Source organism: Pseudoalteromonas sp. 1181_04, assembly GCF_052850545.1.
In genome coordinates, this window is sequence record NZ_VXCS01000010.1 from 91,033 (window position 1) to 112,135 (window position 21,103).

Consider the following 21,103-nt stretch of genomic DNA (forward strand, 5'->3'; position numbering starts at 1 on the left):
TAATTGCTCGTTAATTGGCTTTTTGTTCTAATTGACTTGAAATACCCAATCAATTACTGAGATAATCCCCTCCTTAATTTTGGGGCCAGGTCGTTAGGCGGGGTTTTATTTCAAATTTTAGAGTTCGTTTGTACTAAAAGATATGGCTGAAAAACGTAATATATTTCTAGTTGGCCCTATGGGGGCTGGCAAAAGCACAATTGGTCGTCACATTGCAGATCAATTGCACCTTGAATTTGTCGATTCTGATCAAGAAATCGAACGCCGTACCGGTGCAGATATTGCCTGGGTGTTCGATCTTGAAGGTGAAGAAGGCTTTCGACTTCGTGAAGAATCTGTCATTGGCGATCTAACAGAAATGCAAGGTATTGTACTTGCAACTGGTGGTGGTTCTGTGATGAGTAAAGAAGTACGAAACAAGCTTTCGGCTCGTGGTATTGTTGTATACCTAGAGACACCTATCGAAAAGCAAGTTGCACGCACGCAGCGCGACAAGCGTCGCCCATTACTGCAAACAGAAGAAGCACCTCGTGATGTATTAGAGCGCTTAGCTGAAGAACGCGAACCGTTGTATAAAGAAGTAGCTGATTTTGTTGTACGCACTGATGAGCAAAGCGCTAAAGTTGTCGCTAATCAAATCATCGAGAAATTAGATTTTTAAATACCAATAAGAAAGGATACTAGCGATGCTTGAATTAACAGTTAATTTAGACGAGCGAAGTTATCCTATTTATATTGGTCAATCTGCTCTTCAACAGACTGACAGGCTGCATCATCATATTGGTGATTGTCGACCTATCATTATCACTAATGACACCATTGCACCTTTGTACTTAAGCGATGCAATGGCGTTATTAGCTGATTTAAATCCGCTAAGTTTTATTATTCCTGATGGTGAGCAATATAAATCACTGGAATGGTTTGAGAAAATCTCGGCATTTTTGCTTGAAAACAATTGCGGCAGAGATACTTGCTTAATCGCCCTTGGTGGTGGTGTGGTCGGTGATCTGACTGGTTTTGTTGCGGCCTGCTATCAACGCGGGGTACCGTTTATTCAAGTACCCACTACCTTATTATCGCAAGTTGATTCATCAGTTGGCGGTAAAACGGCGGTTAACCATCCTTTGGGTAAAAACATGATTGGGGCTTTTTATCAGCCGCAAGCCGTGTTTATTGATACTCAATCATTGCATACACTTCCTGCTCGTGAATTTGCAGCCGGTATGGCTGAAGTTATTAAATATGGCTTAATTTACGATACAGAATTATTTACTTTTCTAGAAAACAACACCGCGCAATTACAGGCTTTGGATGAAGAAACCATTCAGCATGTGATTTTTCGTTGTTGTGAAATTAAAGCACTGATTGTCGCTCAGGATGAAAAAGAAGCAGGACTACGAGCGTTACTTAATTTAGGCCATACCTTTGCACATGCTATCGAAGCGCAAATGGGATACGGCCAATGGCTACATGGTGAAGCTGTTGCCACTGGCATGGTATTAGCTGCACAGCTAGCTCATACTCGTGGTGATTTAAGTGCACAAGAAGTTGCAAGGATCGTTACCTTAATAGCACAATATAATTTGCCTAGTGAGATCCCTGATGTGATGACTGCTGAACATTTCCTTCATCATATGCGTAAAGATAAAAAGAATAAAAAAGGCACGATCCGTTTTATTCTTCCTACTGCGTTTGGTCAATGCGCGTTGGTTGATGATGTATCAGATCAACAGGTCCGAAATTTAATAGGGCGCTAATGCAATCGCAAATCTTACCTAGCCGTGCGGCTTTGGTTGATCGGATTGCCCTACAGTTTGAATATGGGCAAAATTTAATTGTCTTACTGGGTCCTTCTGGACTTGGTAAAAGTTATCTTCTCGAAACCTTCATTACTGATAAATACAGTGATTTTAATAAGTCATTTGTGCAGCTTAGTGCGCGTATGAGTGATATGCAATTGATGAGTGAGTTACTGGAACAAAGCTTCCGCTCGCCGTTAATTGATCAAAACCTAAGCCTGTCAGAAAATTTTTACCAACTAGCTAAACAGCAAAACTGTGGTCCATGTTTATGGGTGTTAGATGGTGGACGGCATTTATCTGAAGAAATGGTCGAAGAGTTAACAACGCTTGCCAAGCATAGTCCTACTACTTTATATGTCTTACTGGCATCGCAATCAGTGGGGCAATTTAAAAGCGCTGTTGAAATTCATCTCGAAGCACTTTCTATAGCAGAAAGTAAACAGTTGATGAAGTGCTATTTTAATGATTTACCTTATGATGAAGACCCGGTATTTCAAACCTTTTTGCGCGAAGCACACGGTAATCCGAGTTTATTGTTAGCGTGGCAACCAACACAGCACACAGCTAAGGTTGTAGTCACTGATAAAGTATCTTGGCGAGTACATTTAATAACGCTGCTAGTGATTATTATGTTACTCATCATTGGTTTTTTATATAAATCTGATATGACCCGTTGGTGGCAGGATTTTTATCAGCCACAACCAGAAACTCCAGTGGCGACGGCAATCGCAGTCGATACTTTAAAGCAAGCTGTAACAGAACCTGCGGTGACAATAGATTCCTCACAAGTAGAAGCTGCAGATGCTCAATCAGCTGCTCAACAAGCCCAACCAGAGCAAGACAAGCCGCTTATTGATAATCCTACTCAGGAAAATAATGTTGCGGCAATACTAGATAGTTTAGCGCCAGTTGCAGAGCCTGTTGATATCACGACTAGCTTGGCTGAAGAACCCACTGTGGTAGAGCTTGTTCCTCAAGCGCAGCAAATTATGCCAGCAGATAATGCTTGGTATCTACAACAGCCGGATAGTAAGGTCGTGATCCAGTTACTAGCGGTAACTCAGCAAACAATCGCCGAGCAGTTTGTTGCTAAACAGTCGCTGCAAGTACTTGGTAAAGTCTATCAAACACGCCGCAACGATAAAATGTGGTGGGTGGTAACCTATGGCAGCTTTGATAACTTAAATACGGCTCGCGAAGCGCTAGCAAGCCTACCTGAAGCGGTGCGTAAAAATCAGCCGTTTTATAAAAAAATCAGTAAAATAAAACAAGAAATCGCGTTACTAGATCAGTAAATTTACACTGTTTAGTGTAAAATCGCGGCACACCAGTTTGAAGTAAAGAGCCGATGCAGAAAAAGACCAGAGCCTTCCTTAAATGGGCTGGCGGAAAATACAGCTTAGTTGAAGATATTAGCGCGCGCTTAAATGAAGCGAGCAAACACGCTGATACCTTAGTTGAACCGTTTGTAGGTGCTGGCTCGGTATTTTTAAACACAGATTTTAAAGATTATATTCTTAATGATATTAATGCTGATCTCATTAACTTGTATAACGAATTAAAAAATTCTCCAGATGAATTCATCAGCGATGCTAAAAAGCTGTTTGTTGATTTAAACAACCAGCCTGACGCATATTATGATTATCGCGTACAGTTTAATCAAAGTAATGACATTTACGAGCGAGCGATTTTATTTTTATATATGAATCGCCACGGCTACAACGGTTTATGCCGCTATAACCTGAAAGGAATTTTTAATGTTCCGTTCGGTAAGTATAAACGTCCGTATTTTCCTGAAAAAGAAATGTACTTTTTTGCCGAAAAAGCGCAACAAGCCACGTTTACTTGTTTAGGTTATGACGATGTATTTAAATTAGTACCCGATAACGCCGTGATCTATTGCGATCCACCTTATGTGCCTTTGAGTAAAACGGCGTCGTTTACCTCTTATGCTAAGGGTGGCTTTAATTTAGATGATCAGGCGAATCTAGCTAATTTAGCTGAGCAAGCGGCATTTGAAAACAAAACACCGGTATTGATCTCGAATCATGACACTGTATGGACACGTAAAATATATAGCCAAGCAACGTTAGCTGAAATTCAAGTTAAGCGGACGATTAGCCCAAAAGGTGGTTCGCGCAATAAAGTTAATGAGTTGATGGCTATGTACTTAGCACCCAAGTCACCACGCCATAGATAGCGGTTACAAAAGATATAAATAAAATAATAGCGATGATAATAATACTGGTAGGCGAGTGTTGTTTAAAGTCAGCGTGACGCTTGTGTTCAGATTGCACGCCAAAAAATGCCGCAACAACACTTTGTATAGCGCTGATCAGTTGCCGCATTTTACTAGAACCTAGGACTAAGTGAACGTGCTTTTTGTGGTTCGTCTGAGCTGGTTAATAATTCAAGTAAATCTAAATAATGAAATTGTGCACTGCGACTATCACCAGTGATCCATGACATCCAACTTGATTCTTGTTCGACCTTCATACATTGCACTGCATTATTAATTTTTAAATGGCCTGAGCTACATTCGCAATCGTTAGCTGCGATAAGTGTATTATCACTTTTTGAAAAATAGCTTAGTGTACCGATAGTTATAGCAGCCGCAGTTAAGATCCCGATTTTAAAAGCACGCATTTTACTAAGTCCATAATAGTGTTACTCACTAGAGCATACATAAAAAATGCTCAAATAACAAACTTAATTTATCCTTAACAAATATAAAAAATTAATAAAATTAGAAGGTTAAGGTAAAAATAATGTTTATATTTTGCTGTTTAAAATATAACCGTTGCAAAACTTCAAATAGAGTTAAAGCTTTAATTAACTGGGATTCTTGGGGAATAGCTTGATTTAGGTTACATTATGGCAATTAATGGCCCTGCTATTTTGCGCATTTTTAATATCACTAAGGATTGTTTATGTTAGAAACACTACAAAAGTACCTTATCGCCCCGTCTATTTTATCTGCTGATTTTGCCCGTTTGGGCGAAGATGTTGAGCGTGTTTTAGCTTCTGGTGCAGATGTAGTTCATTTTGATGTGATGGATAATCACTATGTGCCAAACTTAACAATTGGGCCTATGGTGTGCAAAGCGCTACGTGATTATGGTATTACTGCGCCTATTGATGTGCATTTAATGGTTAAACCGGTCGATAGTTTAATACCGCAATTTGCTGATGCTGGTGCTTCAATCATTACTTTTCATCCTGAAGCGAGTGAACATATTGATCGCACTTTGCAGCTGATCAAAGATCATGGTTGCCAAGCTGGTTTAGTCTTTAACCCTGCGACGAGTTTAAGCTATTTAGAACATGTGATTGATAAGCTTGATGTGATTTTATTAATGTCGGTTAATCCAGGTTTTGGCGGTCAAAGTTTTATTCCTCATACTTTGGAAAAACTACGCCAAGCACGGAAAATAATTGATGATTCAGGTCGTGCTATTCGTTTAGAAGTAGATGGTGGTATTAAAGTCGATAATATTGCGGCGGCGGCTCAAGCCGGTGCTGACATGTTTGTTGCCGGCTCTGCTATTTTTAATCAGCCAGATTACCAACAAGTAATTGAGCAAATGCGTGCCCAGTTAGAGGGTGTAAAATAATGAAGTATGAAGCCGCTTTATTTGATCTTGATGGTACTTTAGTTGATAGTGTTTATGATTTATATATAGCGATGAATCTGACTTTATCTGATTTAGCTTTTCCAATTGTAAGTCAGGGGTTGGTACAAAGCTGGGTTGGTAACGGCATTGAAATGCTGGTTAAGCGAGGCCTCAGTGGCGACATGAAAGTCAGTGAACACCTAGATCCAGCATTAGCAGATAAAGCAATTGCGCTTTTTTATGATCATTATGAGCAACAAGTAGGTGAATACAGTGTGCTTTATCAACACGTAGAAACAGGCCTTGCGGCGTTACGTGGTATACCAAAAGCGTTGATCACTAACAAAGCCCGCTGCTTTACTGAAAAGCTACTTGATAAGCTCGCTTTGAGAAGTCATTTTGAGGTGATAGTGTGTGGTGATGACATGGCCAAAAAGCCTTCACCAGAGCCTCTTTTATTTGCTTGTCAGCAATTAAATGTACCAGTGAGTCAAGCAATTATGATTGGTGACTCAAAAAGTGATATCTTAGCGGCGCAAGCGGCACATATAGACGTACTTGCCGTTAATTATGGTTATAACCAAGGTGAAAATCTTGCTGATTTGAATCCACAGTACCTCTGTGAGAATTTCTTAGATATAATACCTGTTCTTACCCAGCGTTAAGCGATTTTTTAATTTTAGCATTTTTTATTTTTGTAATATAAAGGAACATCATGAGTAAACCAGTAGTGTTAAGTGGCATGCAGCCAACCGGTGGAATGACAATAGGCAACTATGTTGGCGCTATTAACCAGTGGGTAAAGCTACAGGAAGAGTATGATAGTCACTTTATGTTAGCTGATTTGCACGCGATTACGTTACGCCAAGATCCAGAGCTTTTAAAAACCCGTGTATTAGATGGTATAGCTTTGTATGTTGCATGTGGTATTGATCCAGATAAAGCTGCTTTATTTGTGCAGTCGCAAGTGCCTGAACATGCACAGCTAGGTTGGGTACTAAACTGTTATGCGCAAATGGGGGAGCTTAACCGCATGACCCAGTTTAAAGATAAGTCAGCAAAGAACACCAGCAACGTAAACGTTGGTTTGTTTGCTTATCCGGTATTACAAGCAGCTGATATTTTACTTTATCAAGCGGCGCAAGTACCAGTAGGTGATGATCAAAAGCAGCACCTTGAACTAACACGCGATATCGCAACGCGCTTTAATAACTTATATGGTGAAGTTTTCACGATCCCAGAACCTTACATTCCAGAGTTTGGTGCGCGCGTAATGAGCCTGCAAGATCCACTGAAAAAAATGTCTAAATCAGATGAAAACCCAAATGGTTTTATCATGATGTTAGACGAACCAAAAAAGATCGAGAAAAAGCTTAAAAAAGCAGTAACCGATTCAGACGAGCAAGCGCGTATTTATTTTGATCGCACTGAAAAACCAGGCGTATCAAACTTACTAACACTTATGTCTGTTGCAACTAAGCGCTCAATTGAAGAGTTAGTGCCTGAATACGAAGATAAAATGTATGGCCATCTGAAAAAAGACACCGCTGACGCAGTAGTGAGCATGATCGAGCCAATCCAAGCGCGCTTTAAAGAGATCCGTGAAGATCAAGCATTGCTCAACAACATCATGAAAACCGGTGCTGAAAAAGCCAGCGCACGTGCAGAGATAACCTTAAAGTCTGTTTACAACGCGTTAGGATTTATTCCACGTCCGTAACGCTTGCTAATAACTAATCATATAAAGCCAGATGGTTCCAACTACAACGGAATATCTGGCTTTTTTGTTGCTGTTATATACAAATTTAGGCTCGAAGCAGCAGCTTTAATCTTATTTAAATTCAAGTGTTAAGTGCAATCGTTATGAGATTAAGTTCATGGAATACTTCAAAATTACGTTAAAGTTCGAAAATGGACGTATATCTTCTTCTGATTTAAAGACGCTCAAGTCTTATTTAGGACAAGGTCTACATGAAATAAAGCAGCGCATTGCGCTGCAAGATGATCTCTTGGTGTGTATTTTACGCAGTAGCGAGTTTTTTAAAGGTGTTGCTGAGGCAAGAGAATTGTTGGCAGGTTTGGAGTCGGATTACCGACTATTTAGTAACGGCGAAATAGTGGATTTGTCCTTTCTCGATGAATTGATAACTCGTATTGCAGGGATTGAACTTAAAAGCATCAGATAACAAGCTATTTAGCTCGCGGGATATAAACATGCTTATTATATAAAGCTCAGCTTCCACCTATTAACTCAAAGTAATTGCCAAATTAAAAAACAGGTTTGACTTTAATTAACTGACTTTAGTATTTTCCGTAGCCCGTAGCCCGTAGCCCGTAGCCCGCTATGGCGCTTTAATGCCCGGCGATTGGCATGCTTTTACCGTAAAGCTGTAACCGTAAGGTTTGCTGTTATCTGGTGCAATTTCAACAATTTCGTAGTCGTTAATCTCAATCGATTTACTGTCGTCAGATTTTTTGCAACGGGAGTATTGGTCTGCTTCGTAGGTGTAAGCAAACATAGCAATTAACCGTTTGCTGCGTTCAAAGTAACCTTTGGTGTTAAAGAATAATCGTACGGATTGAGTGCTTTCATCTTCTTCCGTCGGAGTTACTGGCAGTGTGGAAGGTGTTTGGGTAATATTTTCACTTGGTAGTTGCCCATGTATTTTTTGGCTGAGCTCTTCTACAACTTCAACTTCTTGTTGCTTTGTTAGTGCTCGACTTGAGAGCTGCTTGCTGCTGACGAAGTTGCTTACTATGTCATCAAAAACGGCACCGGTATCTTTGTCATCAACAAAAGACATTAGATTGATTATTACAATCGTTGATAAAAAAAACCGTATAGAAGCTGTAAGTAAAGGTGAATAGCTTTGGCTAATAAACTTTACCCGCTGTGAACCAAACGGTTTGATGATTAAGAGCATAAAAATATAGAACGGCAATATCAATTGTAATAATAGTAATGTCGATAGAGAGATGCCCAACGCCCAGGGTGGTAAATAAAGTAGCGTGGCAAAATTGTGGGTGTAATTAAAATGTGTTGCTGAAACATGAGTTACATTATTCACAATGCCACTGGCATTGGCCAGTACAAAGTTGGCGATACTGGCATAGAAAATAAGTATAAGTGCTTTGCCAGCAAGTGAATGCCAGAGCTTATTGAACTTTGGCCAAAACTCAATAGTAAGCGCTACGATAGTGATACTGGCGCATAGCCAACCACTTTGAAAGATGATTAGGCAGATTAACGCCAATAAGTAGAGCTTTTGCGCGGTGTTAAGATTAAACCAAATAGCTTTACCTTGCTCATAAAAGCGCAGTTTATGAGGTTGCAAATTTTGCTGTTGTTGCCTCAGCTGTTTGTTTGCACGCCATCTGGCAATTTTTATGTATCTTAACACCGGCCAACCTTAGTACATAAAGCGAAAACCCTATTTTGATAATAGGGGTTTTAAATAGTGGCCAGTATGTGAACGCTCACATTCGGCTACTTCATCCGGCGTGCCTGCAATGAGGATCTCACCGCCGCCAGCACCACCTTCGGGACCTAGATCAATGATCCAATCGGCTGTTTTTATTACATCAAGATTATGCTCAATAACCACAATCGTATTACCGTGGTCACGCAGGCGATGCAGTACTACTAATAATTGTTCAATATCAGCAAAGTGCAAGCCTGTGGTTGGTTCATCTAAAATGTATAAGGTTTTACCTGTGTCACGTTTAGATAACTCGCGGGCTAGTTTAACCCGTTGCGCTTCACCACCAGAGAGCGTTGTCGCGGCTTGGCCTAAGCGAATATAAGACAGGCCCACATCCATTAAGGTTTTTAGTTTACGCGCAATGGCGGGTATTTTATCAAAATAGTCGTGTGCGTCTTCCACCGTCATTTCTAATACTTGATGGATGTTTTTGCCTTTATACTGCACTTCTAACGTTTCACGGTTATAACGTTGCCCTTTACAGACATCACATGGCACATATACATCAGGTAAAAAGTGCATTTCGACTTTGATCACGCCATCGCCTTGGCAAGCTTCACAGCGGCCACCTTTTACATTAAAGCTAAAGCGACCGACTTTGTAACCACGAGAGCGAGATTCTTGCGTGCCCACAAACAGTTCACGAATACCAGTAAAAATACCGGTATATGTGGCTGGGTTTGAGCGTGGGGTACGGCCAATCGGGCTTTGGTCAATATCGATGACTTTATCAAAATGCTCAAGGCCACTAATTGATTTGTACGGTGCGGCTTCGGCGGTGGTCGCTCCGTTTAGTTCGGTATGAGCAAGTTTGAATAAGGTATCGTTGATAAGCGTTGACTTACCAGAGCCTGATACGCCAGTAATACAGGTCATTAAACCAAAAGGTATTTTTAAATCGACATTTTTTAAGTTATTACCGCTAGCGCCAAACAGCTCTAACCACTTATCGTTGATTTTATGACGCTCTTTGGGAACTTCAATTTTGCGTCGGCCAGATAAAAATTGCCCTGTTACTGACTCTTCGCTAGCTAAAATGTCATCACGAGTACCTTGGGCAATGATATAACCGCCATGCACGCCAGCTCCAGGGCCTATATCAATAATATGATCGGCGGCACGTATGGCATCTTCGTCGTGCTCTACCACAATCACGGTATTACCTAAGTCGCGTAGATGGATCAGCGTTTGTAGTAAACGGTCATTATCACGTTGATGCAAACCAATCGATGGTTCATCAAGTACATACATTACGCCTACTAAGCCTGCGCCAATTTGGCTGGCTAAGCGAATACGTTGAGCCTCACCGCCAGATAAAGTATCAGCACTGCGCTCTAAAGAGAGATAATTTAGCCCTACGTTGATCAAAAACGATAAACGGTCGCGAATTTCTTTTAAGATTTTCTCAGCTATCTGGCCTTTTTGGCCCGTTAAGCTTAGTTGCTCAAAAAAGCTCATCGCTTCACCAATACTCATACTGGTGATAGCAGGTAAGTTAGTCTGACCGATAAATACACTGCGCGCTTCTTGGCGTAGGCGCGACCCTTTACAACTTGGGCAAGCTTGGCTGGTTTGATATTTAGCCAGCTCTTCGCGCACGGAATTTGATTCTGTCTCACGATAGCGGCGGTTCATGTTATTTAACACGCCTTCAAACTCATGGTTACGAGTGATCAGGTCGCCACGGTCGTTGCGGTAGTTAAAAGCAATTTTTGTATCGCCAGAACCTTCTAAAATGATTTTTTTAGCATCTTTAGATAGTTCCTGAAATGGCATTTCTAAATCAAATTTATAGTGCTCAGCAACGGCTTGTAGCATCTGGAAATAGTAAAAACTGCGTTTATCCCAGCCTTTTATGGCACCGCCAGATAAACTAAGCTCTGGGTTTTGAATCACTCGATTTGGGTCGAAATACTGACGAACTCCTAAACCATCACAACTTTGGCATGCGCCTGCCGGATTATTAAATGAGAATAACCGAGGTTCAAGTTCGGTCATGGCGTAGCCACACGTTGGGCAAGCGAAATTGGCGGAGAGCAGCAGCTCTTCGGCGTTTGCGTCATCCATCGATGCAATAGTTGCTACACCGGCTGACAGCTCTAACGCGGTTTCAAACGATTCGGCTAAACGCTGTTGTAAGCCATCTTTCACTTTAAAACGATCGACCACGACTTCAATAGTGTGTTTTTTATGTAGTTCTAAAGTCGGTGGATCAGAAAGGTCGCATACTTCCCCGTCAATACGGGCGCGAATATAACCTTGGCTGGCTAGTTGCTCTAACAACTTAACGTGCTCACCTTTGCGCTCTTTCACAACAGGGGCTAGCAACATCAGCTTGCTGCCCTCTGGGAACGCCAGCACAGTGTCGACCATTTGGCTAACGGTTTGTGCAGCGAGTGGCAAATCGTGAGTAGGGCAACGCGGTTCACCGACACGGGCAAACATTAAGCGCAGGTAATCATATATTTCGGTAATGGTGCCAACGGTGGAGCGGGGATTATGTGACGTTGATTTTTGTTCAATTGAAATTGCCGGCGACAACCCTTCAATATGATCAACATCCGGTTTTTCCATTAAAGATAAAAATTGTCTGGCATAGGCCGATAAAGATTCTACATACCGACGCTGCCCTTCTGCATATAAGGTATCAAATGCTAAAGACGATTTACCCGAACCAGATAGACCGGTGATAACAATTAATTTATCACGGGGAATGGTTAGGCTGATGTCTTTTAAATTGTGCGTGCGGGCGCCTCGGACTTCAATGTTTTCCATGCTATCTCGTTTCATTACCAAATTGATTTACTGAGTATCTCATAATACGTGCGAAGATTAATCCTTGATCAATGAAAAATCATCGCATTGGGACGATTATTTCTCTGTAAGCTTGTGGTAGAATCCCTGCTCAAATTTTAATAGACAGCAAGAACACGCGAATCATGACAGCTTCTTCACTCAATTCACGAGAAAAACGCGCCGCAGTTTCCTTAGCGAGTGTGTTTGCATTTCGTATGCTTGGCCTATTTATGTTGATGCCAGTATTGGCGATTTATGGGCAAGAATTATCAGGATTTTCACCTATATGGATTGGTTTTGCGATTGGCGCCTATGGTTTAACGCAAGCTGTGTTACAAATTCCCATGGGTTGGTTATCGGATAAAATTGGCCGTAAAAAAGTCATTGTTGGCGGTTTAACTGTTTTTGCCATCGGTTCGGTGATTGCTGCCACGGCTGATTCAATGCAAATGGTCACGTTAGGGCGAGCATTACAAGGGATGGGCGCAATTGCCAGCTCGTTATTAGCTTTTGCTTCTGATTTGAGCCGCGATGAGCAACGACCAAAAGTGATGGCCGTGATTGGTATGAGCATAGGCATGAGCTTTGCTATTGCTATGTTACTTGGTCCAATGGTTGCCGCAGCGTGGGGCCTTGCTGGAGTGTTCTGGTTAACCGCTATTTTGGCAGTTGCGGGTATTTTTATTGTGTTGTTTTTGGTCCCCAAAGCGGTTAGCAAAGCCCCTAAAGGCGATACCTTAGCAAGCGTTAGCGATATTAAAAAACTCATTAAGCACCCGCAATTAGCGCGTTTAGATTTAGGGGTGATGCTATTACATTTGACCTTGACGACGATTTTTGTCGCCTTACCAGGGCAGTTAATTGCCAAAGGTTTAGCAGCACAAGCGCATTGGCAAGTATATATTCCCGTTTTATTACTGGCATTTTTATTAATGGCGCCAGTGATGATCATTGCGATCCGCAAAGAAAAAGAGAAACAGGCATTTGTTGGCTCTATCGCAGTGCTCGCTCTAAGTATGTTGGCAATGGCAATTGGTGTTGACTCAATCATCGGCATGGCGATGTGTATGCTGGCGTATTTTGTTGCCTTTAACTTTTTAGAAGCGACAATGCCGGCATTAGTATCGCGCTTAGCACCTGCTAGCCAAAAAGGCTCGGCGATGGGAGTGTTTTCGTCAGGACAATTTTTTGGTGCATTTTTAGGTGGTATTTTAGGCGGTTACGTTGCGCAATCAACAACGCCGCAAGCAGTGTTTGCCGCAGCCGCAGTTGTTGGGGTAATATGGCTTATCCTTGCGTGGAATATGCAAGTCCCGCCACGCAGTAAAATGATAAGCTTAATGACAGAATTAAGTAACGAGCAGCAAGCGCAAACCCTTGCTTCTCGTTTAGTTGCTTTACCAGGCGTAATTGAAGCAACAGTAGTCTGTGATGAAAATCGCAGTTATTTAAAGATTGATGATAAAGAATTTGACCTAGACCAAGCCCGCAAAGTGGCTGGTTTAATATAACGTTTATAGGAGAAAGGTCCATGGCACGCGGTGTGAACAAAGTAATCTTGGTTGGTAATTTAGGTCAAGATCCAGAAGTGCGTTATATGCCTAACGGCAATGGTGTAGCGAATATTACTCTAGCTACGTCAGATAGCTATAAAGACAAAAACACCGGTCAAATGGTTGATAAAACAGAATGGCACCGTGTTGTGTTTTTTGGCAAGTTAGCTGAAATTGTTGGTGAATATTGCCGTAAAGGTTCACAAATTTACGTTGAAGGCAAACTTCAAACCCGTAAATGGACTGACCAACAAGGCCAAGAGAAATTCACCACTGAAATCGTAGTGGATGGTTTCACTGGTCAAATGCAAATGTTAGGTGCCCGTGGTGGCGACCAACAAAGTGGCGGTTACCAAGGTGGCCAACAGCAAAGCCACGGTGGTCAATCTCAAGGTGGTTACGGCCAACAACAGAGCGCACCGCAGCAAAGCGCACCACAACAAGGTGGTGGGTATGCTCAGCAGCAAAGTGCAGCACAGCAAAGCGGCGGGTATGCACCAGCGCCACAACAAGCGCCAGCAGCTCGTCAGCAACCAGCTGCAGCACCACAGCAAAGTAATCAATACCAAGGTGGCGGCGGCTATGCTCCACAAGGTGGTGGACAAGCGCAAGGTGGTTTTGCACCTAAGCCACAAAGTGCTCCGCAAGGCGGCGCATCAAATCCAATGGAACCACCTATCGATTTTGATGACGATATCCCGTTCTAACCAAAGACAAAAGTAAAAATGTTTAAAAAATCCTTTGAAGCCACTGTTTAGTGGCTTTTTCAATTTCATAAGTATTTATAATTTTATTAGTACTTATGAAATAATGTGGTAATTATTAATGAAAGCCTCTTTAAATATTAAGTTTAAAGGTTTTTTTTGTTATTACGCAAACAAGAATAAGCAGGGGGATTAAACATTTTTTAAATCTCCAGCTTAACCTGAAAATCATTTAATTTAATAATATAACTGATAGTTTAATAATAGTTTGCAGACTAAATTGTGCTTTTAGAATATTAAATCAAAATTTGCCTCATGATGAATCTCAAGGCAATATTAAAGAAAGCGTAAAATTGTGTCTAAAACAAAAGATGAATACCATCGTAGGCATTAAGTAAAGGAATACATTTATTTCTAAGTCATTGACTATTATTGAAGACAATCTAGAACTTGCAGCATTGCTTAAGAGTTTTTTTGAAAAGCATGGCTTTTTGGTTAACACGATATATAGCGGTTCTAGTGGCTTAGAGTATGTGCTGTTACATCAACCTGATTTTGTCCTATTAGATTTGATGCTTCCCGAAGTGGATGGCTTTGAGGTGTGTCGTGCTTTACAGAATAAGTATTTTGGTAAAGTGATTATCTTAACGGCTAGTAATGACGACATCGATGAGATCACCTTACTGGAAATGGGGGCTGATGACTTTATTCAAAAGCCGGTTAATCCTCGAATTATATTGGCTAGATTTCGCAAGTTGCTCAGATTAGCTCAAGGAGTTGAGAGTAAAAGAAAATTGGATCATATACTCAATGTTGGGCCGTTTAAATTTAATTTGCTCACCAGAGTTGTAAGCCAATCCGATATCAAACTTGAGATGTCGGATAGTGAATTTGATCTCTTCTATTTTTTAGCTTCACATGTAGATTCTATAATTAGTCGCGATGATATTTCTCGGCAATTATATGGCAGGGAATTTGATGGATTAGATCGCACAATTGACAATAAAATAATGAAAATACGCAAAGTCATTGGGGATAATATACCTTATCGCCACCTCATTACAGTTAGGGGGAAGGGGTACATTATTGTCAATAGCAAGGAAACCGAATGTTGTTAATACGCTTTGGGGTAAAGAGCTTAATTTTCATTTTGATATTTTTAACGATTAATCCCCTTTTAACTTCACTTGCTACGGATTATTTTTCTACTGAATTGAAGCAAGATGTGGAATTAGACTATAGAGCCTACATTTATGCTTTAGATGCAGCTCGCCCAGCACTGAGCAATGAACAATGGCTTGCTTTGCTAAAGCGAATCTCGGAGCAAAGCAACCTAACTGTTAAAACTATTAGTACCCCAGCTTCAGAACAGACGCAAACTATACTTGTAGAAAATGTTCATGATGGGAATTTGCAAGCTGTTACAGCAAAAATACAGGGGAATGAGTTAATTCAATTTTCAGCATTTAGAGTGAAAGATAATGTCGAGACCATTCTGTTTTTTATTCAATATGGGCTGCCTTTGGGTTTAATATTATTTCTTTTTTTATTGCATACACTTTGGCTGCAATACAGACTTTTTAGATTAGAGCTTGCAAGCAAACTAATTGCAAAGGGCCAATTATCGGGGCGTGCTGATACTGGACTTTTCGCTATTGGACGTGTAAATGAAACTTTCAACCACATGGCAGAGAAGTTGGAGCGCTTGTTTGCTCAGCAAAGGCATATGATAAGAGCAATTTCTCACGAACTAAAAACCCCTATTTTTCGATTGCAACTGAAGCTTGAGCTGTTAGATAAGTCCTCAAATAATGAAAAGCTTATTTACGAGTTATTTGAGGAATGTGACGAACTGGATACTTTAGTCCATGAAATATTAGAATATAGTAAAGTAGAGCAGTTTTCTTCATCTTTGAATTTTACTGAAATTAATTTGAGCAATTCACTTCAAAACTATGCGAAGTCTATAGAAAAGTACTGTAACCATCCTATTATTTTGGATGTCCAACAATCTATATTTGCGCGAGTAGATAACGCTGGTATCAAAAGAGTTATACATAATTTAGTTGTTAACGCGGATAAGTACGCTGTAGAGCAGATTCATGTGTCACTACTTAGGCAAGGTAGACGTTTGCTGTTGACAGTTGAGGATGATGGAATAGGAATTGCCAAGGGCAAACGAGAGTTAGTTTTTCAACCCTTTTATACCGTTGATGAAAGTAGGACAGGTAAGCGCCATGGTGTGGGTCTAGGGCTTGCAATCGTAAAAGAAATTTTGTCTAGCCATGATGCGAATGTAAAAATAAGTAAAAGCCAGTTTGGTGGCGCTTGTTTGACTATTGATTTGTCTAGTTGTTTTGTCGAATAGGCATTACGAAACTCTGACATTAAAGTGACAAACCGAGAGTGCTTTGAATATTAGAATAACTTCTTATTTCAATTTATAGGAAGTTGTAATGATCAAATGTATTGCTAAATTAGTCGTCACCATATTTTGTATCAGCTTACTTGGATGTAACTCTGATAGTGATCAAAGTGACATTATAAAAGAGCAGCGAAATGAGCTTTGGTATTCGGATATTTATGGTGAAATAAAACAGATCAGCGGTGATTCCGTTGTTACTTGGCAGGTAACAGGAGCTTTCTGTTATCCAATAATTACTTTAGACCCCTTGCCACTTTTTGATTCTTTTAGCCAAAAGTATAAAGACCAACTTATTTATGAACGACCGTATGATAGTGGTCCTGCTTCATATAGATCTATACAAAACATTGAAGATGTTTGCACTGACGGCATACTAGATACAATCGCCGGTAACAGCTATGAATTTGATGCCGAAGTTATTTTTCAGTTGTTTTGGCTAGATATGCAAAATCACTACGCCTTTTTTAAGGAGCGTAACATTGATTGGGAGCATATCTATGAAGTGTACGCTCCTAAGTTACATGGAAATGACGAAGAGCAGTTAATTAATATAATTAGTGAAATATTAGAAATTTTGAGTGATGGTCATACTCGCTTGTATTATAACTTAGACGAAGAGCCAATAAGCTTTGAAGCTAAGTTAACACTTGCAAAACGACTGGAACAAGAAGCGCATGATTTAGAGTTGAAAGGCGAAGCTGCTGAGAATTATATTATCGAGCAAACTGTACTTGTTAGAGAAAATATTACGCAGTACCTAAATAAAGCAACTCAGCCAGCGTTTATTGCACGTAATACACTGAACTCATTTAGCCCAAACTGGGGGATCATTGATGTTGAAGGTATTCAAGTTGGATATCTATCACTTCCTCACTTTGTAAACTTTATTGAAACAGAGAGCCTCGAGCGCCAAGATATCAGTTATGCGAACGAAGCATTTAATAACTTGCTCGATGAGGTTTTTATTGCATTGGATGGTACGCAAAAATTGATAATTGATATTCGTGATAATGAAGGCGGCTATGATATTCAAGCCTTGGAATTAATCAAAAGGTTTATATCTGGTAATACCTTAGTTTGGGATATTAGTACTTTTTATGCTGGTAGCCTTCATGAACTAGTTACTGTTTATGCGGAACCTGATAGCAGACCATACTATCAAAATGATATCTACTTACTAACGTCAAATGGTACTTTCAGTGCAGGCGAGAGTTTTGCGCTTGCTATGTCAACGCTTCCTAAGGTTACTTTGGTTGGAGAACCCACTGCAGGGGCCACATCAGATACCTTCCCTCGTATGTTACCTAATGGTTGGGCCTATGAACTTAGTAATGAATACTATAAAAATGGTGAGGGGCTAAATGCTGAAGTGCTCGGTGTGCCTGTTGATATTGAGGTTGACCCTTATGATAAATTCGCAAGAGGCGAGAAAAAGGACCTTACGATAGAGAAAATAATTACGCTGCTAACTGAAGACTAAACATAATATGGCACTCGTCTTTATTTGAGGTCTGTCTGTATAGTGGCTTTTATGTTAGATAATCACTTGTATTTATTTAGTAAATCTCGTTTTAAGAGTTTCCGGTTGATGATGAGCCCGTAGCTTATACGTTTAATATAGGGGAGTTAAACGAATATCAATAAAATTGATGGCTTCAGAGTGATTGTAATAAACCTTTCGAAGTCATTACCATATTTGCTGTCTTAGATAACTGTTGACTAAATAGATAAAAATTACAAACAAGTGAAACATCATAAGTGTTTTGTTATTTTTAGGAAGCAATTGTGATGCGCTAAAAATTATAAATATTTATTCCGACTTAGGTAGCTAAAAATGCGATGGTTTTATTCATTATAATGTTCGTTAACATTTAAACATCGCTCTCAGCCTTGTGTTTATAAGGATCTTGAACAACACTTTAGCTATTAGTACAAACAGCGTAACAGCCATGGTGACTCAATTTAAAAATGCTCAAGTGCGGATGTTCAGTTTTTATGTAATTGCTTTTATGCTTTTACTAACGGTATTTAATCTTTTTCTAGGGGAAATATTGCATCAAAAAGTACACATCACTGGGAGCCAATTAGCTAAACAGATCTACAACTTAAAATTGCAACCAATTGCAGATAAAGAGATCATTGCCGCACTTGCTGAAAGTCATGGTTTTATGCTTGAATCAGGCAGTGATTCGTTTCATTATTCTGCTTTTATGGCCCAAAAGAGTGATATCTTTAAATATAAAACGGTTAGTTTAAAGCTTTATCATTTGCCTTTTTGGGTTGTTGAAAGTCCGCTATTTATTTTATTAAACCTAGTGATGATTGGCGCTGCTATTTGGAGTTATCGCTGGTGGCGACTGCTATTTAAACAGCGCGATGGTGTAGATTCAATTGCATTATTAACTGGTGGTAAAGTATCAAGCAGCCAACAAGCGCCTAAAGATGTGGTTAAATTAGCACTAAATGATATTGCTATTAATAGTACAAAAGTACTGACAGCCAAGCGAAAATTAAGTTCCGCTGACGATGTTGCAATTACCGCAATGTACGGTATCCAAAATAATCATAACCACCTTTTTGCTTTACTTTATTGGACACAGCCATTTCCAGATAACGTTGATTTAGAAAGCCACTTTAAACTTATTGTGAGCAAAGGCTTTAAAGAGTTATCTCGGGTATCAGTTAAGTTGTTATCTTCAGGTGGGCTGGCAATTACCTTGGAGAATATACCTCAACCTGATATCGATGCTTACACTAAGCGCTTGCATCAAATTATTTATCAGGCTTCTTTGCTTTATCGCGGTGACTTATCTCGCAAAGAAATTAAAATAGGCGTATGTAATTACCGCGATGGTGCCGATCAAACTGTGGTTTATCAGCTAACTAAATCAGCACTCGCATTAGCAAAACAAAGCCCATGGCAGCATACTCATCGGGTACCGTTTAACCATACGCGTTCAACGGTGCTGGCAAATAGCGATGAGAACTTAGCTGATTACATTGGCAAAAAGAAATTTATGTTGTTTTTTCAGCCGTTATTTGAGTTCGCCAGTGGTGATATTTTACAGCATGAAGCTTTGATCCGGGTTCGTCATAAGTCTTTAGGGATGCTTTCTGCTAAGCAATTTATTCCTCAACTAAAAAATGATTCAGCGATTGTTTTATTGGATAAAACAGTATTGGATCAAGTTGTTAAGTTATTAGAAAGTGAAACAAGTGCGTTAACCGTGAGTATTAACTTACACGCATTTAATTGGTTTTCTGATGACTATTGGCGCTGGTTTGGACAGAGAATGAAAAATGTAAAAGGTGCTGATAAACTACAGTTTGAGATATCGGAGGTGGATTTTTATCAACATCAACAGCGATTGAATTTTGCTTTTAGTACAATTAAATCAGTGGGGAGCTCAGTATCAATTGATAATGTTTCATCGCACGATAAAATCGCTTTATTAGCGCCTTACAAAGGGATCAAAGGACTCAAGCTTAGCTATGATTTAATCCACGACATTGATAAAAATGTAACGCAGCAAAAAGTGGTGCGCCAAATTGTAGCCAGTGCAGAGCGAGTGAACTTACCCGTATACGGTGTTGGCGTGGAAACCCAGCAAGAACTCAATATGCTTAAAAAGCAGGGCGTGCTTGGCGCACAAGGGTTTTACTTTACCGAACCTTTGCAAGAGTTTACTAATGTCACGGTAAATTGATTTTTAGCTCATTAAGTGCATGAACTCAAGTTATTAAGCCACGATAACGCAGCCCGTTTAATCCTTGCAGGCCACCGGTATGAATGGCAATGATGTTACTGCCTTTAGGAAAATAATCCTGAGCGATTAACTGCCATAAAGCGTGCATCATTTTTCCTGAGTAAATCGGCTCGAGCGGGAGTTGATGTTGGCTTTGCATCTGCAGGCAAAATTGCCAAAGTTCAGGGCTAAACTTGCCATAGCCACCGCCATGAAACTGGGTGAGTAATTGCCAGTTTTGCTGTTGTGCTGCTACCGGGCTGAGCGATTTTATTTCATCGATTAAATACTCAGCTTGCTTTAATACCGCGACTCCTAAAACCTGTGTGCTGTTATCGCAGCCTTCAATTAACCCTGCCAGTGTGCCTCCGCTCCCCGTTGGACAGATAACATAGTCGGCGACGGGTAATGACTGCGCAAGCTTTTTACAACCAAGTAGAGCGGCTGTGTTTGTACCGCCTTCTGGCAATAGGTAGGCATTAGGAAAGCGAGTTTGTAATTGCGCTAAATAATCAGCATTGTGTCGCTCACGATACTCTAAGCGGGTAACTGGGTGCAGTTGCATACCGCATTGTTTGGCGAATTGTAAGGTCGGGTTTTGCTGATCAAGTTCAGGGCCGCGAATAATGCCATGGGTTGTTAAGTTAAAATGCTTTCCTGCGGCAGCACAGGCATGGATATGATTTGAAAAAGCGCCACCAAACGTTACTAACTCCTGTTTATTTTGTGCTTGCATCTCAATTAAGTTGTACTTGAGTTTTCGCCATTTATTACCGCTAATGAGCGGGTGTAGCAGATCATCACGTTTAATGCATAATGAAATATTTCTTTTTTTTAACTTGGTACTATCTATTTGTTGTATCGGGCTATTTTCATCAATAGTGAAAGAGTTATGCATTCAAGTTCCTTTTTTCTTATGTGAAAACTTGCGGGCTAGTAAAAATATACGATACTTAAAAAATCAATAGCCAACATAAGTAG

19 protein-coding genes are annotated in these 21,103 nt (G+C 40.2%); 14 read left to right on the top strand and 5 right to left on the bottom strand.

Annotated elements, in window-relative coordinates; translation table 11 throughout:
- Positions 1-142: 142 nt before the first annotated feature.
- From aroK to FW757_RS10065, 4 genes are read left to right on the top strand one after another with little or no spacing between them, the layout of a single operon-like run.
- Positions 143-661 (top strand): shikimate kinase AroK, encoded by a 519-nt coding sequence (aroK, locus tag FW757_RS10050; RefSeq protein WP_008466255.1) that lies wholly within the window; start codon positions 143-145, stop codon positions 659-661.
- Positions 662-686: 25 nt separating this feature from the next.
- Positions 687-1,757, top strand: coding sequence for a 3-dehydroquinate synthase (gene aroB / locus FW757_RS10055; RefSeq protein WP_149982634.1), 1,071 nt, complete (start codon positions 687-689; stop codon positions 1,755-1,757).
- Complete coding sequence (locus FW757_RS10060; RefSeq protein ID WP_182717698.1) at positions 1,757-3,097, top strand: AAA family ATPase; 1,341 nt, start codon at positions 1,757-1,759, stop codon at positions 3,095-3,097. Before aroB ends, FW757_RS10060 begins: the two co-directional genes overlap by 1 nt.
- Positions 3,098-3,150: 53 nt before the next feature.
- Entirely contained in the window at positions 3,151-4,002 is an 852-nt protein-coding gene (locus FW757_RS10065; RefSeq protein ID WP_149982636.1) for a Dam family site-specific DNA-(adenine-N6)-methyltransferase, read from the top strand.
- Here FW757_RS10065 and FW757_RS10070 read toward each other — a convergent pair.
- Together FW757_RS10070 and FW757_RS10075 are read right to left on the bottom strand one after the other, a co-directional pair.
- Positions 3,965-4,150, bottom strand: coding sequence for a DUF2970 domain-containing protein (locus tag FW757_RS10070; protein ID WP_182717699.1), 186 nt, complete (start codon positions 4,148-4,150; stop codon positions 3,965-3,967). The genes FW757_RS10065 and FW757_RS10070 overlap by 38 nt on opposite strands.
- 4 nt (positions 4,151-4,154) lie before the next feature.
- Positions 4,155-4,448 (bottom strand): hypothetical protein, encoded by a 294-nt coding sequence (locus tag FW757_RS10075; protein ID WP_145238548.1) that lies wholly within the window; start codon positions 4,446-4,448, stop codon positions 4,155-4,157.
- 284 nt (positions 4,449-4,732) lie between these two features.
- Here FW757_RS10075 and rpe point away from each other — a divergent pair, with 284 nt between their 5' ends.
- The 4 genes from rpe to FW757_RS10095 all read left to right on the top strand — a co-directional run bounded on the left by rpe (position 4,733) and on the right by FW757_RS10095 (position 7,602).
- Positions 4,733-5,416: a ribulose-phosphate 3-epimerase gene (gene rpe / locus FW757_RS10080; RefSeq protein WP_182717700.1), complete on the top strand. Its 684-nt coding sequence runs from the start codon at positions 4,733-4,735 to the stop codon at positions 5,414-5,416.
- Complete coding sequence (locus FW757_RS10085; protein WP_182717701.1) at positions 5,416-6,081, top strand: HAD-IA family hydrolase; 666 nt, start codon at positions 5,416-5,418, stop codon at positions 6,079-6,081. The genes rpe and FW757_RS10085 overlap by 1 nt, the downstream gene beginning before the upstream one ends.
- Before the next feature lie 50 nt (positions 6,082-6,131).
- On the top strand, positions 6,132-7,136 hold the full coding sequence (trpS, locus tag FW757_RS10090) for a tryptophan--tRNA ligase (protein WP_145238557.1): 1,005 nt from the start codon (positions 6,132-6,134) through the stop codon (positions 7,134-7,136).
- Between the two features lie 157 nt (positions 7,137-7,293).
- Entirely contained in the window at positions 7,294-7,602 is a 309-nt protein-coding gene (locus FW757_RS10095; RefSeq protein WP_145238560.1) for a hypothetical protein, read from the top strand.
- 156 nt (positions 7,603-7,758) lie between these two features.
- Here FW757_RS10095 and FW757_RS10100 read toward each other — a convergent pair whose 3' ends face one another.
- Together FW757_RS10100 and uvrA are read right to left on the bottom strand one after the other, a co-directional pair.
- Positions 7,759-8,817, bottom strand: a complete 1,059-nt coding sequence (locus tag FW757_RS10100; RefSeq protein ID WP_182717702.1) for a hypothetical protein — start codon at positions 8,815-8,817, stop codon at positions 7,759-7,761.
- A gap of 30 nt (positions 8,818-8,847) precedes the next feature.
- The gene (gene uvrA / locus FW757_RS10105; RefSeq protein ID WP_149982641.1) at positions 8,848-11,673 is read right to left on the bottom strand and encodes an excinuclease ABC subunit UvrA; all 2,826 of its coding nucleotides are present in this window, start codon (positions 11,671-11,673) and stop codon (positions 8,848-8,850) included.
- 164 nt (positions 11,674-11,837) lie between these two features.
- On the opposite strand from uvrA, the gene FW757_RS10110 reads away from it, so the two are divergent.
- From FW757_RS10110 to FW757_RS10135, 6 genes are all read left to right on the top strand, one after another.
- A complete protein-coding gene (locus FW757_RS10110) occupies positions 11,838-13,205 on the top strand; it encodes an MFS transporter (protein ID WP_145238569.1) in 1,368 nt (455 codons plus the stop codon).
- A 20-nt stretch (positions 13,206-13,225) separates the two neighbouring features.
- On the top strand, positions 13,226-13,954 hold the full coding sequence (ssb, locus tag FW757_RS10115; protein WP_149982642.1) for a single-stranded DNA-binding protein: 729 nt from the start codon (positions 13,226-13,228) through the stop codon (positions 13,952-13,954).
- A 419-nt stretch (positions 13,955-14,373) separates the two neighbouring features.
- Positions 14,374-15,069: a response regulator transcription factor gene (locus tag FW757_RS10120; protein WP_182740299.1), complete on the top strand. Its 696-nt coding sequence runs from the start codon at positions 14,374-14,376 to the stop codon at positions 15,067-15,069.
- Positions 15,060-16,319, top strand: coding sequence for an ATP-binding protein (locus FW757_RS10125; RefSeq protein ID WP_182740300.1), 1,260 nt, complete (start codon positions 15,060-15,062; stop codon positions 16,317-16,319). Before FW757_RS10120 ends, FW757_RS10125 begins: the two co-directional genes overlap by 10 nt.
- Before the next feature lie 88 nt (positions 16,320-16,407).
- Complete coding sequence (locus FW757_RS10130; RefSeq protein WP_182740301.1) at positions 16,408-17,856, top strand: S41 family peptidase; 1,449 nt, start codon at positions 16,408-16,410, stop codon at positions 17,854-17,856.
- 571 nt (positions 17,857-18,427) lie between these two features.
- Positions 18,428-20,083, top strand: a complete 1,656-nt coding sequence (locus FW757_RS10135) for an EAL domain-containing protein (RefSeq protein ID WP_182760713.1) — start codon at positions 18,428-18,430, stop codon at positions 20,081-20,083.
- A gap of 25 nt (positions 20,084-20,108) precedes the next feature.
- Here FW757_RS10135 and FW757_RS10140 read toward each other — a convergent pair whose 3' ends face one another.
- Positions 20,109-21,020 (bottom strand): 1-aminocyclopropane-1-carboxylate deaminase/D-cysteine desulfhydrase, encoded by a 912-nt coding sequence (locus FW757_RS10140; RefSeq protein WP_182760714.1) that lies wholly within the window; start codon positions 21,018-21,020, stop codon positions 20,109-20,111.
- Positions 21,021-21,103: the final 83 nt, after the last annotated feature.